Source organism: Nocardiopsis suaedae (assembly GCF_027706745.1).
GTDB lineage: Bacteria > Actinomycetota > Actinomycetes > Streptosporangiales > Streptosporangiaceae > Nocardiopsis_A > Nocardiopsis_A suaedae.
Window position 1 is genome coordinate 22,221 of the sequence record NZ_JAQFWP010000039.1, and the last position, 15,352, is coordinate 37,572.

10 protein-coding genes are annotated in these 15,352 nt (G+C 74.4%); 7 read left to right on the forward strand and 3 right to left on the reverse strand.

Features of this window, described 5'->3' with window-relative positions; translation table 11 throughout:
• Positions 1-106: 106 nt before the first annotated feature.
• Genes O4U47_RS19345 through O4U47_RS19355 form a run of 3 tightly spaced genes read left to right on the forward strand, consistent with a single transcriptional unit; the run spans position 107 to position 6,866 of the window.
• A complete protein-coding gene (locus O4U47_RS19345; RefSeq protein WP_270679310.1) occupies positions 107-1,459 on the forward strand; it encodes a glycosyltransferase family 4 protein in 1,353 nt (450 codons plus the stop codon).
• Complete coding sequence (locus tag O4U47_RS19350; protein ID WP_270679311.1) at positions 1,456-5,820, forward strand: alpha-(1->3)-arabinofuranosyltransferase domain-containing protein; 4,365 nt, start codon at positions 1,456-1,458, stop codon at positions 5,818-5,820. The genes O4U47_RS19345 and O4U47_RS19350 overlap by 4 nt, the downstream gene beginning before the upstream one ends.
• Positions 5,817-6,866, forward strand: a complete 1,050-nt coding sequence (locus O4U47_RS19355) for a DUF3068 domain-containing protein (protein WP_270679312.1) — start codon at positions 5,817-5,819, stop codon at positions 6,864-6,866. Before O4U47_RS19350 ends, O4U47_RS19355 begins: the two co-directional genes overlap by 4 nt.
• Here the strand turns inward: O4U47_RS19355 and O4U47_RS19360 are convergent.
• Together O4U47_RS19360 and O4U47_RS19365 are read right to left on the reverse strand one after the other, a co-directional pair.
• Positions 6,780-7,523 carry a class I SAM-dependent methyltransferase gene (locus O4U47_RS19360; RefSeq protein WP_270679313.1) on the reverse strand — a complete coding sequence of 248 codons (744 nt, stop codon included), beginning with the start codon at positions 7,521-7,523 and terminating at the stop codon, positions 6,780-6,782. The two genes, O4U47_RS19355 and O4U47_RS19360, sit on opposite strands and share 87 nt — an antisense overlap.
• On the reverse strand, positions 7,520-8,305 hold the full coding sequence (locus tag O4U47_RS19365) for a class I SAM-dependent methyltransferase (protein ID WP_270679314.1): 786 nt from the start codon (positions 8,303-8,305) through the stop codon (positions 7,520-7,522). The genes O4U47_RS19360 and O4U47_RS19365 overlap by 4 nt, the downstream gene beginning before the upstream one ends.
• Positions 8,306-8,502: 197 nt before the next feature.
• Between O4U47_RS19365 and O4U47_RS19370 the strand changes: the two genes are divergently transcribed.
• Complete coding sequence (locus O4U47_RS19370; protein ID WP_270679315.1) at positions 8,503-10,551, forward strand: hypothetical protein; 2,049 nt, start codon at positions 8,503-8,505, stop codon at positions 10,549-10,551.
• On the opposite strand, the gene O4U47_RS19375 is transcribed toward O4U47_RS19370, so the two are convergent.
• Complete coding sequence (locus O4U47_RS19375; RefSeq protein WP_270679316.1) at positions 10,482-11,843, reverse strand: acyltransferase family protein; 1,362 nt, start codon at positions 11,841-11,843, stop codon at positions 10,482-10,484. The two genes, O4U47_RS19370 and O4U47_RS19375, sit on opposite strands and share 70 nt — an antisense overlap.
• A gap of 140 nt (positions 11,844-11,983) precedes the next feature.
• Here O4U47_RS19375 and O4U47_RS19380 point away from each other — a divergent pair, with 140 nt between their 5' ends.
• Genes O4U47_RS19380 through O4U47_RS19390 form a run of 3 tightly spaced genes read left to right on the forward strand, consistent with a single transcriptional unit; the run spans position 11,984 to position 15,308 of the window.
• Complete coding sequence (locus O4U47_RS19380; RefSeq protein WP_270679317.1) at positions 11,984-12,922, forward strand: DUF3068 domain-containing protein; 939 nt, start codon at positions 11,984-11,986, stop codon at positions 12,920-12,922.
• 7 nt (positions 12,923-12,929) lie between these two features.
• The gene (locus O4U47_RS19385) at positions 12,930-13,877 is read left to right on the forward strand and encodes a decaprenyl-phosphate phosphoribosyltransferase (protein WP_270679318.1); all 948 of its coding nucleotides are present in this window, start codon (positions 12,930-12,932) and stop codon (positions 13,875-13,877) included.
• A gap of 39 nt (positions 13,878-13,916) precedes the next feature.
• Positions 13,917-15,308, forward strand: coding sequence for an FAD-binding oxidoreductase (locus O4U47_RS19390; protein ID WP_270679319.1), 1,392 nt, complete (start codon positions 13,917-13,919; stop codon positions 15,306-15,308).
• Positions 15,309-15,352 lie beyond the last annotated feature (44 nt).

Sequence of the window (15,352 nt, forward strand, 5' to 3'; positions counted from 1 at the left end):
TCCCATCTCCCCTTCCGACCCTTCGATCCCCTACCCCTGGTGACCGGCGTGTAGCGGTCGGTGAAAAGTGCTTTCGTCGGGGGGAGCGGGCGGAACAGGAGAGCATGTGGTCCACCCTGACCCGTACACCCCCCTCGTCCCCGACGCCTCCTACGGCCCGCCGGTGACCATGGCCCCCGAGGCCGTGCCCGACCCGCGTCCGACCCGCGCGCCGGACACCGACGCCGCCACCGGCGGCGCCACCGACGACGAGGCCGCTCTCGGCCCCCGCCTGGACGGCCGCCGCCTGGTGGTGGTCAACTGGCGCTGCCCCTGGCAGTCCACGGCCGGAGGGGCCGAGGAGTACGCCTGGCGGATCAGCCGCCACCTGGTCGGCCGCGGCGCCGTGGTCACCTTCCTCACCAGCCGCGAGCCGGGCCAGCCCCGGGTGGAGACCCGCGACGGGGTGGTCATCCGCCGGATGGGCGGAAAGTTCACCGTGTACCCGCTGGTGCTGCTGTGGCTGCTGCTCTGGCGCCGCGAGTTCCACGCCGCCCTGGACTGCATGAACGGCGTCCCGTTCTTCTCCCGCCTGGTGCTGCCCCGCCGCACCCGGGTGGTCAGCGTCGTGCACCACGTCCACGACCTGCAGTTCAACGCCTACTTCAGCCGCCCGCTGGCCTGGCTGGGCCGGTTCATCGAGTCGAGGGTCGCCTCCCTGGTCTACCGGTGCTGCACCACCGTCACCGTGTCGGAGTCCTCCCGCCGCGCCATGCGCGAGAAGCTGGGCTGGCGCGCCCCCATCGCCATCGTGCACAACGGCCGCCCGCCGCTGCAGCCGGTCGCCGGGGCCCCCGCCCGCACCCCCGGCCACCCCGCCGCGGACCTGGGCGCGCCCGCCCTGGTCAGCGTCGGGCGCCTGGTGGTGCAGAAGCGCGTCGCCCGCATCGTCGACGCCGCCGTCGCCCTGCGCGAGGAGCACCCCGGCCTGCGCGTGCACATCGTCGGCCGTGGCCCCGAGGCCGACCCCATCGCCGAGCGCATCGGGCGCGAGGGACTGCACGACGCCGTGCGGCTGCACGGATTCCTGCCCGAGGACGACAAGAACGCGGTGCTGGCCGGGGCGCTGCTGCACGTCACCGCCTCGGAGTTCGAGGGGTGGGGGCTGACCGTGATCGAGGCGGCGGCCCTCGGCGTCCCCACGGTGGCCTACGATGTCGACGGCCTGCGCGACTCGGTGCGCGACGGTGAGACCGGGTGGCTCGTCCGCGACGGCGAGGACCTGGCCCAGGTCGTCGGCAAGGCCCTGGCCGAGCTGAGCGACCCGGCGCGGGCCGCGCAGGTGCGCCGGGCCTGCCGGGAGTGGGCGTCCCGCTTCACCTGGCAGCGCAGCGGCGCCGCGATGGCCCGGATCATCGCGGACGAGATCGACGGCATCGACGGCGCAGTGCGACAGGCAGGCACAGAGGCAGGCACGTGACCTTCACCGACGGCGAGGCGGACGGCGGCCGCACCGCGGGCACCGACCAGGCCCTGGTCCGCAGGCTCAAGCTGCTGGCGGTCTGCCTGCTGCTGACCGGGGCCGCCCTCAGCCTGGACCCGCCGCTCATCGTCGGCGACACCAAGATCGACCTCACCGTCAACCCCACCGGGTTCCTGGAGCGCGCGCTCCACCTGTGGGACCCCTCCTACTTCGGGCAGATCCAGAACCAGGCCTACGGGTACTTCTTCCCCAACGGCCCCTTCCACGCCCTGCTCATCGCGCTGGACATGCCCGAGTGGATGGTCCAGCGCACCTGGATGGCGGTGCTTCTGTGCGCCGCCTTCCTGGGCACCGTCAAGGTCGCCGAGGCGCTGGGCATCGGCACCCTGAACACCCGCATCGTCGCCGGGCTCGCCTACGCGCTGGCCCCCCGGGTGCTCACCCTCGTCTCCTACAACTCCGCCGAGCTGCAGCCGATGCTGCTGCTGCCGTGGATCCTGCTCCCGCTGGTCCACGGCAGCAGGCGCGGGACCCCGCCCATGCGCGCGGCCGCGCTCTCGGCGCTGGCGTTCCTGCTGTGCGGCGGCACCAACGCCGCCTCCGAGCTGGCCGTCCTCGTCGTCCCGCTGCTGTACCTGATCACCCGCGCCCCCGGGCCGCGCAAGCGCCGCCTGCTCCTCTGGTGGCTGGCGGCGCTGTTCTGCGTGTCGTTCTGGTGGCTGGTGCCGCTGCTGATCATGGGCCGCTACGTGTGGTCCTTCATGCCCTACACCGAGGACGCGGCCACCACCACCGGCATCACCTCGCTCGTCAACGCGCTGCGCGGCGCCTCCAACTGGATGGGCTACGTCCCCTCCTCCGCCGGGCGCCCGGCGCTGCCCGCCGGGGCCGAGCTGTCCACCGAGCCGTGGCTGGTGGCGGCCACGGCGGTGGTCGCCGGGCTGGGACTGGCCGGGCTGATCTGGCGGCGCACCCCCGAGCGGCTGTTCCTGCTCACCTCGGTGCTGGCCGGGACCGCGATCGTGGTGGCCGGGTACACCGGGCAGCTCGCCGGGCCGCTCGGGCCGACCGTGCAGGGGCTCCTCGACGGCGTGCTGGCGCCGTTCCGCAACATCCACAAGTTCGACGCGCTGATCCGGTTCCCGCTGGTGCTGGGCCTGGCGCAGCTCCCGGTGGCCGTCGGCACCGACGCCGCGGCCCGCCGCGGCGGCCTGCTGCGCGCGCTCGCGCTGCCTCCGGGCACCGCCTACCGGGCCACCGCCGGCGCCTGCGCGGTGGCGTTCGCCGCGACGCTCACCCCCATCGCCACGGTCGGCATCGCCACCCCCGGCGGCTTCGAGCGCATCCCCGCCTACTGGTACGACGCCACCCGCTGGATCGACGAGCACTCCACCGGCGGCATGACCATGGCCGTGCCCGGCTCCGCGCGCGGCGAGTACCAGTGGGGCCGCCCCATGGACGAGCCCATGCAGCCGCTCCTGGACAGCCCGTGGACCAACCAGCAGATCATCCCCTGGGGCTCGGCCGGGGTCTCCCGCCTCACCCAGGAGATCGACCAGCGCATCTCCTCGGGGCGGGGATCGGAGGGGCTGGCCCAGGCGCTCGCCCGGATGGGCGTCACCCACCTCCTCGTCCGCAACGACCTCCAGCGCGGCGGCAACAACGGGGGCTGGCCCGCGCGTGTGCACGAGGCCCTGCAGGACTCCCCGGGCATCGTGCGCCGCGCCTCCTTCGGGCCGACCGTCGGGGACGACCGGGCGGTGCCCGCCTCCCGCTGGTACGACCAGCCCTACCAGGCGCTGGAGATCTACGAGGTGCGCGGCGCCGCCCCCACGGTCGGCACCGTGCCCGCCGACGGGACCATGCGGGTCACCGGCGGCCCCGAATCCCTGCTGGCCCTGGCCGAGCAGGGGGCGCTCCCCGGCGACCGGCCGGTGATCATCGGCGACGACCCGGGCGCCGAGGACATCGCCCCGCAGGACACCGTCGCCGCCGATTCGGCCCGCCGCCGCGAGATCGTCTACTCCGACGTGCGGCGCAACATCAGCGCCACCCTGACCGCCGACGAGGACTACGAGCGCGACGCCCCCGCGCCCGACATCACCGACCCCGCCTGGGACGGCTACACCGCGGTCGCCGAGGACTCCGGCATCGCCGCCGTCACCGCCTCCTCCACCGAGGCCGGGGCGGACGCCAGCCCCGGCACCCGCGACCCCGGGCGCAGCCCCTTCGCCGCCCTGGACGAGGCCCCCGACACCTCCTGGCGCTCCAGCTCCTTCAGCGGGGCCGAGGGCCAGTGGCTGGAGATCGGATTCGAGGAGCCGCGCGAGGTCGGCACCTTCACCGTCGCCTTCGAGCGGCTCGCCGGGGAGCCGCCGCCCTCGCGCATCAGCATCGTCACCGACGCGGGCCGCACCACCGCCGCCGTGGCCGACGACGACCGGCCCCAGGAGTTCACCGCCCCCGAGGGCGAGACCGGGCGCCTGCGCGTCCGCGTCGACGAGCTCGCCTACGAGCCCGAGTACCGCTTCGGCACCCGCGTGGGCATCACCTCCATCGAGATCCCGGGCATGGAGGCGTCCCGGTCGCTGGCGGTGCCGGTCCCCGAGGGCGGTGCGGGGTCGTTCTTCTTCACCGGCTCCACCGGCACCGTCCCCGGCTGCATGGAGGGCTCCCAGGCGTGGGTGTGCAACCCCGGCCTGGAGGTGCAGGGCGAGGACGCCGTGGGCATGAGCCGCACCTTCGACGTGGGGGCCGAGGCCGCCGCGCGGCCGAGCACCATCACCGGCCGGGTGGTCGCCGTCGACCCGCGCGACCTGGAGAACGCCGCCAACCGCGCGGGCGGGTACCCCGAAGTGACCTCCTCCTCCACCTCGGTGGGGCACCCGGCCGCCATCGGCCGCAACGCCTTCGACGGCGACGACGCCACCGTCTGGTACCCCGATCCGCAGGAGGACGCGCCCTCCCTGGAGGTCGACCTGGGCCGCGAGCGGGAGATCGGCGGCCTCAAGGTGGAGTTCCCCCGCCCCGACGCCGTCGCCCGCCCGATCCGCCTGACCGTCGACACCGGCACCACGGTCCGCGAGGCCTGGCTGGACGGCGACGGGTGGGTGGGCTTCGACCCGGTCGAGGCCGACGGACTCACCCTGACCTTCGAGCCGCCGGAGGGCCAGCCGCTGGAGGTCGCGCGCATCGCCCTGCCCGGCACCGACCCCCTGGAGCCGATCGAGGACGGGTCGGCCCGCACCTCCTGCGGGCTCGGCCCGGTGCTGCGGGTGAACGGCGAGCGGGTGGACACCCGCATCTCCTCCGGGACGCTGGAGGACAAGCTGGCCGGGCGCCCGCTGGGCTTCGAGAGCTGCGGGGCGGTCTCCCTCGACGAGGGGGAGGCCACGGTCGAGGTCGAGCCCGGCCGCCAGTACCAGGTGCGGTCGGTGCTGGTGGGGCCGGACGGCGGTGCGGACGGCGGCGGCCGGGAGGAGGTCGAGACCGCCGGGCCGGCCGCGGTCAACGGCTGGGGGCGCAGCGAGCGCAGCGTCGACGTCGCCGTCGACGAGGACAGCTACCTGGTGGTCAACGAGAACTTCAACGAGGGCTGGGAGGCGGTCCTCGGCGGCGACGGCGGCACGCCCCTGGAGCCCGTCCGCCTGGACGGGTGGAAGCAGGCGTGGAAGCTGCCCGCGGGCGCCTCCGGCACCGTCACCATGAACTACACGCCCGACGCCCCCTACCACGCGGCCCTGGGCATCGGGGCGGCCCTGGCGCTGCTGGTCGGCGTGCTCGCCCTCAAGGGCGGCGTCCCCGTGCCCGCGCGCCTGCGGCGCCGCGCCCGCACCGCGCCCGCCTCGGCCCTCCTGCCCGACGCGCTCCCCGCGCGCATCCCGCGCGCCCCCCTGGCCCTGCTCGGCCCGCTCTACGGGGCCTGGGTGGCCGGTGCCGCCGGGGCGGCGGTCATGGGCGGCGTGCTGCTGGCCGTGTGGTGGCTGGGCCGCGCCCCGTCGAAGAACCTCAAGCACGCCAAGCCCGGCCGCCCGACCCTCGGCGGCACCCTGCTGCGGTGGACCGCCGGTCCGTGGACCATCCTGGCGTTCCTCGCCGCCGCCGGGGTGAGCACGGCGGCCGGGACCTACCTCGCCATGTACCTGCCGTTCCACGACGTCAGCGGCCTGCTCAGCGATCCGCTGCGCGGGTGGGTCGCCCAGCTGCTGTGCCTGCCCGCGCTGGCCCGCCTGGTGCTGGCGCTGGGCGAGGCCCCGCGCACCTCCGGCATGGAGCCCGGCCGCGGCCCCGCCCCCGGGACCGCGGCGGTGCGGGAGCGGCCGGCCGGCGGCCGCGAGGTCCAGGAGGTGCGGGCATGAGGCGCCGTCCCACCGGGGCCGCCCTGGCCCGCCAGGGCGCGGTGATCGCGGTCGCGCTCGGCGTCTTCCTGCTGACGTCGGCGCTGATGCTGCGGTTCTACGTCTACGACCAGCTCGCGGTGATCGGGCCCCGCACCGACCTGACCCTGCGGATGACCGACCCGGAGGCCGACTACCTGGACACTTCCACCTGGAGCACCCGGGAGGGGCGCGAGGTGGTGCGCACCACCGAGATCTCCGGCGGCGCGGCCGCGGGCAACGACGGCTGGGCCACCTGGGAGGTGTCGGTGGACACCGCCAGCGGCTCGGCGATGATCGGCCACATGGACCGCCGGGTGGTGGTCGACCGGGCCACCGGCCGGGCGGTGAACTGCTGCGGCGAGCACGTGGACGGCGACCGGGCGGTGCGCCAGGCCGGGCTGGTGCTGTACTGGCCGGCCGGGGCGGACACGGGGGACCGGCCGCTCTACGACGCCGACGTGCGCTCCGCACCGGCCATGCGCTACCAGGGCGACGACGAGGTGGCCGGGGTGCCGGTGCGGCGCTACACGCAGACGATCCCGCCCACCCAGGTGCCCGGCTCGGCGCGCCCGGTGCCCGCGCGCGCTCTGGGACTGGACCGTTCGGGAACCGTCGAGGCGTCCCGCTGGCTGGAACTGGAGCGCACCTACTGGGTGGAGCCGGTCTCGGGCCGCGTCGTCTCGGCCGAGGAGTCGCGCCGCGAGACGCTGCGCACCGAGGACGGCCGCGGGGAGCGGCTGTTCCTGGACGTGGACCTGGAGACCGATCCCGGCCTGGTGGCGGCCTTCGCCGAGGAGGCCGACGGGCTGCGCTTCACCTTGCGCGCGGTGCGCACCTGGGCGCCGATCGGCCTGGGGGCGCTGGGCGGCCTGGTGCTCGCGTCCGCCCCGCTGCTGGCCCTGCGCGCCGCCCGCAAGGCCGACGAGGAGGAGCAGGACTCAGCTCCGCTTGCGGAGGACCAGAAGCAGGTTCCAGGTGACGATCTCGCGCACGCCGGGAACGGCCACGATGGGCTTCATCCATGACGGGAGGTAGCGCGGCAGGACGTCCACGGCCTCAACGTCGTGCTTGCCGCGCAGCCATCGCAGCATCTCCGCCGCAGACACCGCGAACATGGTCCGGCCGAAGTCGTTCTTGGGGCGGCGCCCGTTCTTTCGCGCGAAGCGTTCGGCCGCGTACCGGCCGCCCAGGAAGTGCCACGGGGACGTCTCGTGGCCGCCCCAGGGGGACAGCCACAGGGTGTACGACAGGTACACCAGCCCGCCCGGGCGGGTCACGCGCACCATCTCGTCGGCCATGCGGCGCGGGTCGGGGACGTGCTCCAGCACGTTGGAGGAGAAGCACACGTCCACCGAGCCGGTCCGCAGCGGCATCTCCAGCGCGCTGCCGAGAAGGGCGGTGTCCGGCAGCGCGCCGTCGCGCAGGCGCATCTCACCGGCGTCGGCGTCCACGCACACGCAGCGCGCGCCCTGCGCCCTCAGCTCGTCGGCGAAGTACCCGGGCCCACCGCCCACGTCGACCACCACGGCCCCGTCCAGCGGCGTGTACCGGAGGAGCTGGGACACCGTGTCCCGGGCGAGCGTCCCGTAGAACAGGTCGGGGTCGGTCTGCTCCTTGCGGAACGCCGAGAACAGTGCCGCCGACCGCCCGAGGGTCGCGCGGAACGGGGGCGGCGCGCTCATGCGTCCTCCCCGTTGGACGGGACGGCGTCAGTGGGGACGGCGGCGAAGTGCTTCAGGTGCCGCCAGTGGTCCCCGCCCCAGTACTCGTCGGAGGCGGTGATGCGCGGTGCGGGCCGCCCCGCGGCGCGCGCCCCGGCCTCCAGCTCGGCGGTGATCCGGCCGGCCGTCCAGGTGTGCATGCGCATCGGCGCCGGGTAGCGCAGCACCACCCGCTGGGCGAACCGGATCAGCGGCCAGGGCGCGTACCGGAAGACCAGCCCCTTGAAGGTGGGGCGCTCGCGCTCGGGGACGCCCAGCACCAGCGCCGCCCCGGGGCGCGCCACCCGGGCGAACTCGCGCAGGTAGGCCGCCGCGGCCTCCGGCGGAAGGTGCTGCAGCACCAGGTCGGTGTAGACCAGGTCCACCGAGGCGTCCGGCAGCATCCGCAGGTCGGGGCCGGTGTTCAGGACGAACTCGATGCGGCCGCCGCTGCGGTCCAGCGCGTGGGCGCGCTCCAGCATCGGCTCGGAGATGTCCACGCCCACCACCGAGGAGAACCGGCGGGCCAGGGCGTTGGACAGGCGCCCGGCCCCGCACCCGAAGTCCAGGGCGCGGCCGGGGGCGGGGGCGATGCCCAGCTCCTCCAGGCGGCCGAGCGCGGTGGCGACCTCGTCCTCGCCGGTGGCCAGGAACTCCTCGGCGTCCCACCGCCCGCCGCGCTTGTCCGGGTCGACGCAGACCGCCCACAGCGGCTCGTCGGCGCCGAGCCGGGTCCAGTCCCGGCGGACCTCCTCCAGGCTCACGCGGGCGTCCTTCCGTCACGGTACGGCGGTGCCCGCCGACCTCATGGATCCTGTTCTCATCCGCCCCTGGTTACCTGCGGGTATCGCCCCTGTACCAGGGATGATCATCACGAGAGGCGGTGGAACGTGTTGTATTGTTTCACTCCCTTACACGGTGACGTCAACCGGTCGGCCCCCGGGCCGGGGAAGTGAGCGGCATGCGTGCGACCGAGGACGCGCCCGACGGACGGGCGCCCCAGGGCGAGGACGGCCCGGCTCGGGACGGTACCGGAGGCGGAGGGACGGACCCCGGCGGGCCGACGGCCGCGCAGCGGGTCTCGGCGGCCCTGTCCCACGGGCTCCGCGACCGGATCGTCCTCGTCGGCGGCGCCCTGGCCGTGGTCTCCCTCGTCCTCAAGGCCTACGTGCTGCGCGAGGCCTACTTCATCGAGGACGACTTCCTGTTCGTCGGGGCCGCCGACAGCGGCGGCCTCACCGTCCAGTACCTGACCGACCTGCACAAAGGCCACTTCATGCCGGGGGCCAAGCTCCTGGCCTACATCCAGACGGCCATCGCCCCCTACAACTGGCCGCTGACCGCCGGAGTGATGCTGGCCTTCCAGGCCGGGGCGTTCGCGGGCCTGTTCCGGCTGCTGTGGGTGCTCTTCGGCCGCCGCTGGGGCATCGTCCCCCCGCTGGCCGCCTTCCTCTTCGCCCCGCTCACCGTCCCCGTGCTCGCCTGGTGGTCGGCGGCGCTGAACGCCGTTCCCTTCCAGCTCGCCATCGTGCTGGCGCTGCTGTGGACGGTGCGCTACCTGCGCAGCGGGGAGGCGCGCTTCGGCTGGATGGCGGCCGGGGCCGTGGTGCTCGGCATGGCCTTCTCGGTCAAGGCCCTGTTCCTGCCGCCGCTGCTGTTCGCGGTGGCCGCGGCCTTCGTCGTGCAAGGGCGGCTGCCGGGGGTGCTCTGGCGCACCCTCGACCGCGACATGCCCTTCTGGATCGGCATGGCGCTGCTCAGCGTCGGGCACGGGCTGGTCTACCTGTCGCTGCAGGACACCGCGGGCGGTGAGGGCGCCGGGCGGCCCGACGGCGACACGTCGCTGGCCATGGCGCGGCGCCTCCTCGGCGAGACCTTCCCGGCCGGTGCGGCGGGCGGGCCGCTGGAGTGGGGCCCGGTGACGCCCTCCGGCGGCCTGGCCCAGCCCGAGGCCTGGGTGGTGGCGGCCGCGTGGACGGCCATCGGCCTGCTGGTCGCGGTCAGCCTCCTGCTGCGGCACCGGGCCTGGCGCGCGTGGGCGCTGCTGGCCGGGTACCTGGTGGTGGTGGACGTGCTGCCCACGCTCATCGCCCGCGGCCGCTACGAGGAGATGGTGGGCTACGACCCGCGCTACGTCGCCGACGCGGCGCTGGTCTTCGCCATCGTGCTGGCCCTGGCCTTCCTGCCGACCGAGGAGGAGGCCGAGGCCGCCTCCGAGGGCGGCGGGAGCGTGTACCGCAGGAGCGCGCCGCCCGAGCGCACGCGGCAGGCGGCGCTGGCCGCGGCGACCGCCACGGCGGTGTTCGTCGGGGTCGGCGGGTACTCCGCCTACTCCTTCGCCGACACCCTCTCCGGCGACCGGGTGCGGTGGTACCTGGACACCGTCCGCGCGTCCATGACGGGGGTCCCGGCCGACGCCGGGATCTACCCGCGGCCCGTGCCGCAGGACATCGTGCTGCCGTGGAACGGCGACCGGCGGCTCAGCTCGAACGTGCTCAGCCCGCTGGCCCCCGACGGGCTGGCCGACCGCATCCGCGACCCGCGGCCCGCCGACACGGCCATGGTGTTCAACGACGCCGGGTACCTCGTGGGGGCGCGACCGTCGCAGGAGCGGAGCGCGGTGTTCGGCCCGCCCGAGGACGAGGAGTGCATCGTCACCTTCGGCGGGCAGACGCTGTGGGACGTGGAGACCTTCGGCGGGCCGTCGATGGTGCTGGCCGTGCGCTACGAGTCCGAGAAGGACACCCAGCTGCACGCGGTCATCGGCGACACCTGGGAGACCACGACCCTCCCGGCGGCGCCCGACGGCGGGTCCTGGTACCTGCCGCTGTCCGGGGCCGGGGCGCAGCTGTCGCTCGGCACCGAGGAGGACGCCCTGTGCATGACCTGGGTGACCTATGGGCCGCTGGAGCCGGTCACCGGAGGGGACCCGTGGGGCGCTCAGGAGGACGGCGATGAGGACGGCGACGACGGGTCCGGCGACGAGGACGGCGAGGGCTCCGGCGACTGACGCCCGGTCAGGCTCGGCTTGGGGCGCTTGGGCGCCCCGGCCGGGCGCACCCGGCCGGCCAGGCGCTGGCTCGGCTCCTCCACGAACCGGTGGGTGAGGGCCGCCAGCAGCACCGTTCCCGCCGTCACCGGCACCATGTCCAGCCAGAACGAGCCGGTGAAGATCTCCTGCCCGGTGAACGACCGCCACGAGTACAGCACCACGAACTGCCAGATGAAGATGCCGTAGGACACCTTCCCCAGGAAGAGGCTGAGGCGGTGCGAGAGCACCGTCTCCAGCCAGGCGCCGCCGCGCCACCGGTGCGCGCGCGGGGCGGAGCCCGGCTCCGGCATGACCGCCACCGGGGCGATGATGAAGAACGCGAACCCCATGGCGGTGACCGTCGCGAACACCGAGATCCACAGGCCGTCCGTGCCGACGAAGCGCGGGCCGCCGGCCGGGGTGGAGTTCAGGGCGTACAGGATCGCGGCCAGGACCCAGCACAGCGTGGCGTTGGCATACAGGGTGCGGCACAGGCGGCGCACCGGGCCGTCGGGGCCCTTCTCCCGCCAGGCCCACTCGGTCAGCACCGCCAGGGCCATGCCGACCGCGAAGAGGCCCAGCGTCCGGGGCAGCCACGCGTTCATGTAAGGGCGCGGCTCCGGGTAGAACTGCGGCAGGAACGCCAGCAGCCCCAGGACCGACAGGGCGCCCAGGCCCACGAGCAGCCGCCGCGCGCGCTTGCCGGGGTCGCTCCCGCGCGCCGCGTACCGGGTCAGCACCAGGGCGATCAGGGGGAGCAGCGCGTAGAAGCTGACCTCCACGCACAGGCTCCACATCTGGCCCAGCCCGTAGGGGCCGGTGCCCACCCACCAGGGGTCGGTGTTGTAGGTGAAGGTCAGGGTGAGGACCTCGACCCAGGGGCGCACCGCGTCGAGCTGGTCGCGCGACCAGATGAGCAGGGCGACGACGGCCACCAGCCAGTACGCCGGGAGCACGCGCAGGGCGCGCTTCCACAGGTAGACGCGGACGTCGGGGCCGCGGGTGCCGTCCAGGCAGGCGCGCACCCACGGGCGGAACAGCAGCAGCCCGGACAGCGCGAAGAAGAGCGGGACCGCCAGCTCGGCGGCGGACAGCAGGGCGCCGCGCACACCGGGCTCCAGGGCCGCGCCGGTCTCCACGGCGACGTGGAAGACGAGCACCATCAGGGCGGCGATCGCGCGGATCCCGTCCAGCGGCGCGTTGTGCCCGCGGACCTGCGGAAGGGGGGCTCGGGGGACGGCGCTGACCTGCAGCGGCGCCGCCGCGCTCACCGGCGCACCCGGCTCTGGATCAAACTAGAACCTGTTATAAACATTCGGACACGCCCTGGTGACGCTGGCCACTACTGGGGAGTACTCTACCCGAAACTGAAGCAAGTTCCAGATCTGTCCCATTCCGCCCGGGAGGGCTCATGCGCCGCACCGTCGCCGCCGTCTGCATCGCATTGGGGGTCTTCAGTCTGGTGCTGGCCCCTCTCATGCGATTCTGGATGGCCAGCGCCGTGATGAAAACCCCGATGGACTACTACAGCGAGAAAGTCGTCCGCGGGGAGAACGTCACCTACTTCAGCGCCGAGGAGCTGGAGCTGATCGAGGGCGCGACGGTCGAGGGCTACACCACCCTGCGCGCGGACGTGGCCGCCAGCGACTCCGACACCGTGGTCTGGGACCAGTTCACCTGGATCGAGGACATCGACCGGGACTTCGCCATCACCTCCTCCTCCCGGCGGGCCGGCCACGACCGCGTCACCGGCGAGGCGGTGGACTGCTGCGACGCCTCGGTCAACGAGGAACCGGTCGCCCAGACCGGCCAGGCGTTCAAGTTCCCCTTCCTCACCGAGAAGAAGGACTACGAGTTCTTCGACGCCACGGCCAAGGAGACCGAACCCATCGAGTTCGCCGGCGAGGAGGAGGTCGAGGGCGTCACCACCTACAAGTTCGTCCAGGAGATCGAGCCCACCAAGGTCGGCGAGCGCGAGATGCCCCGGTCGCTGCTGGGCATGGACGGCGACGGCGACGTGGTGACCGACGAGATGTACAGCGTCACCCGCACCTACTGGATCGAGCCGACCAGCGGCGCGCCCATCACGGTCACCGAGGAGCAGCACCGCGGCGCCTTCGTCGACGGCGAGGAGCGGTTGGTCCTCTTCGACGGCGACATGCGCATGACCGACGAGACGGTCCAGGCCAATATCGACAACGCCGAGCAGGGGATGACGATGATCCCGCTGCTGCGCACCGTCCTGCCGCTCGTGCTCCTGGCGGCCGGGGCCGTGCTGGTCGGGGTCGGCGCCGTGCTGTGGCTGGTGGGCGGCGGCAGAGGCGGCGCCGCGGCGGCCCGGCACGGGTAGGGCGGACGTGAACGCGGCCGGGACCGGAGCGCAGGCGCGGGCGGCGGCGCAGGACGGCGCGCCCGCGCCCCGCACCGGCACGGCGCGGGCGCTGCTGCGGGCCGCCCGCCCCAAGCAGTGGCTGAAGAACCTGCTGGTCTTCGCGGCGCCGGGGGCGGCCGGGGTGCTCTTCGACCCCGCCCCGCTCGCTTGGGCGCTGGTGGCCTTCGCCGCGTTCTGCCTGGCCGCCAGCGGGACCTACCTGCTCAACGACGTCCGGGACGCCGAGGCCGACCGGGCGCACGAGCGCAAGCGGCACCGGCCCGTCGCCTCCGGTGCGGTACCGGTGCCGCTCGCCCTGGGCGCGGGGGCGGCGGCGGTCGCCGCCTCCCTGGGGGCGGCGGGCGCGGCGGCCGCGGCCACCGGGCGGTACGCGCTGCTCGCCGTGCTCGTGGCGTACCTGGTCCTGACCACCGCCTACACCTACGGGCTCAAGCGCGTCACCATCGCCGACATCGTCGCCGTGGCCGGGTGCCACGTGCTGCGGGCGCTCGCCGGGGGCGTGGCCGTGGGGGTGCCCTTCACCAGCTGGTTCCTCATCGTGGTGTCCCTGGCGGCGCTGCTGGTGGTCGTCGGCAAGCGCGAGGCCGAGCTGCGCAACCCCCGCGCCGGGGACGGGCGCACCGCGCTGCGCGGGTACACCCGCTCCTACCTGGTGCAGATCCGCACCATGGCCTCGGCCGCCATGATCGTCACCTACTGCCTGTGGGCGCTGGACGGCCAGGGGCAGGGCGGCGTCCCGCCGTTCCACGCGGCGAGTATCGTTCCGTTCATCGTCTTCGTGCTCCGCTACCACCTGCTGGTCGACCGCGGGGTGGGGGAGGAGCCCGAGGAGATCGCGCTGCGCGACCGGCCCCTGCAGCTGTGCCTGCTGTCGCTGGCCGCCCTGGTCGGCCTGGGCGTGTACCTCGGATGACCGACCGCATCGGATGACCGACGGCAGGAGGGGTGCCCCGTGCGGACCCGACGCCGGCTGCTGACCGGGTGGGGCAGGACCGCCCCCACCGCGGCCACCGTGGTGCGCCCGCGCACGCCCGAGGAGGCGGCCGCCGTCCTCCGCGGAGCGGGGCCCCGCCCGGACGGCCGGGACCAGGGGCGCGGGCTCGGGCGGGGGGCGATCCCGCGCGGGCTGGGCCGGTCCTACGGCGACGCCGCCCAGAGCGCGGGCGGGCTGGTGCTGGACTGCGCGGAGCTGGCGCCCGGGTTCCGGCTCGACCCCGCCGAGGGCACCGTGACCGCCGCGTCGGGCACCCGGCTCAGCGACCTGATGGCCCGCCTGCTCCCGCTCGGCCGGTTCCTCCCGGTCACGCCGGGGACCCGGCAGGTGACCGTGGGCGGGGCGATCGCCGCCGACATCCACGGCAAGAACCACCACCGGGACTCCTCCTTCGGGGCGCACGTGCGGGAGCTGACCCTGGTCACCCCGGACGGCGCGGAGCGCGTGTGCGGACCCGGCCGCGACCCCGACCTCTTCTGGGCCACGGTCGGAGGGATGGGGCTGACGGGCGTCGTCACCGAGGCGCGGTTCGACGTGCCGCCCGTGGAGACGTCGATGATGCGGGTGGACACCGACCGGACGCGCGACCTGGACGAGGCGCTGGAGCTGATGGCGGCCACCGACGACCGGTACCACTACACGGTGTGCTGGGTGGACCTGCTGGCGCGGGGGGCGTCCACCGGGAGAGGGGTGCTGACCCGGGCGCACCATGCGGGCATCGACGAGCTGTCGGCCCGCGCGCGCCGGGACCCGCTGGGCTTCTCGCCCCGGGCCCTGTTCACCGCGCCGAAGGGCGTCCCTTCCGGGCTGCTGAACACGTGGTCGGTCCGTGCGTTCAACACGGCCTACTACGCCAAGGCGCCGAAGAGGGGGAGGGACGAGATCCAGCCGCTGGGGTCGTTCTTCCACCCGTTGGACGCGGTGCGGGACTGGAACCGCGTCTACGGGCCGTCGGGGCTGGTGCAGTACCAGTTCGTGGTGCCGTTCGGGGCCGAGGACACCCTGCGCTCCATCGTCGCCCGGCTGTCGGCGGCGGGCGCGCCGTCGTTCCTGGCGGTGCTCAAGCGCTTCGGCGAGGGCACGCGCGGCCCCCTCTCCTTTCCCCGGCCGGGCTGGACGCTCGCCCTGGACCTGCCGGCCTCCCTGCCCGGCCTGGCCCGCCTGCTCGACGGGTTCGACGAGAAGGTGCTGGAGGCCGGGGGAGCGATCTACCTGGCGAAGGACTCAAGGGCGAAGGCGGAGACCGTCCACGCGATGTACCCGCACATGGACGAGTGGAGGACGGTCCGCAAACGCGTCGACCCGGACGGCGTCCTGGTGTCGGACCTGTCCCGGCGTTTGGATCTGTAGGGGGCTTGGAGCCCCGCAGGTTCGCGTTCCGCCGGTCCGCGTGG

Coding starts and splice junctions, on each gene's coding strand:
- O4U47_RS19355 (WP_270679312.1), top strand. CDS start 5,817: ATGAGGCGCCGTCCCACCGGGGCCGCCCTGGCCCGCCAGGGCGCGGTG.
- O4U47_RS19360 (WP_270679313.1), bottom strand. CDS start 7,523: ATGAGCGCGCCGCCCCCGTTCCGCGCGACCCTCGGGCGGTCGGCGGCA.
- O4U47_RS19370 (WP_270679315.1), top strand. CDS start 8,503: ATGCGTGCGACCGAGGACGCGCCCGACGGACGGGCGCCCCAGGGCGAG.
- O4U47_RS19380 (WP_270679317.1), top strand. CDS start 11,984: ATGCGCCGCACCGTCGCCGCCGTCTGCATCGCATTGGGGGTCTTCAGT.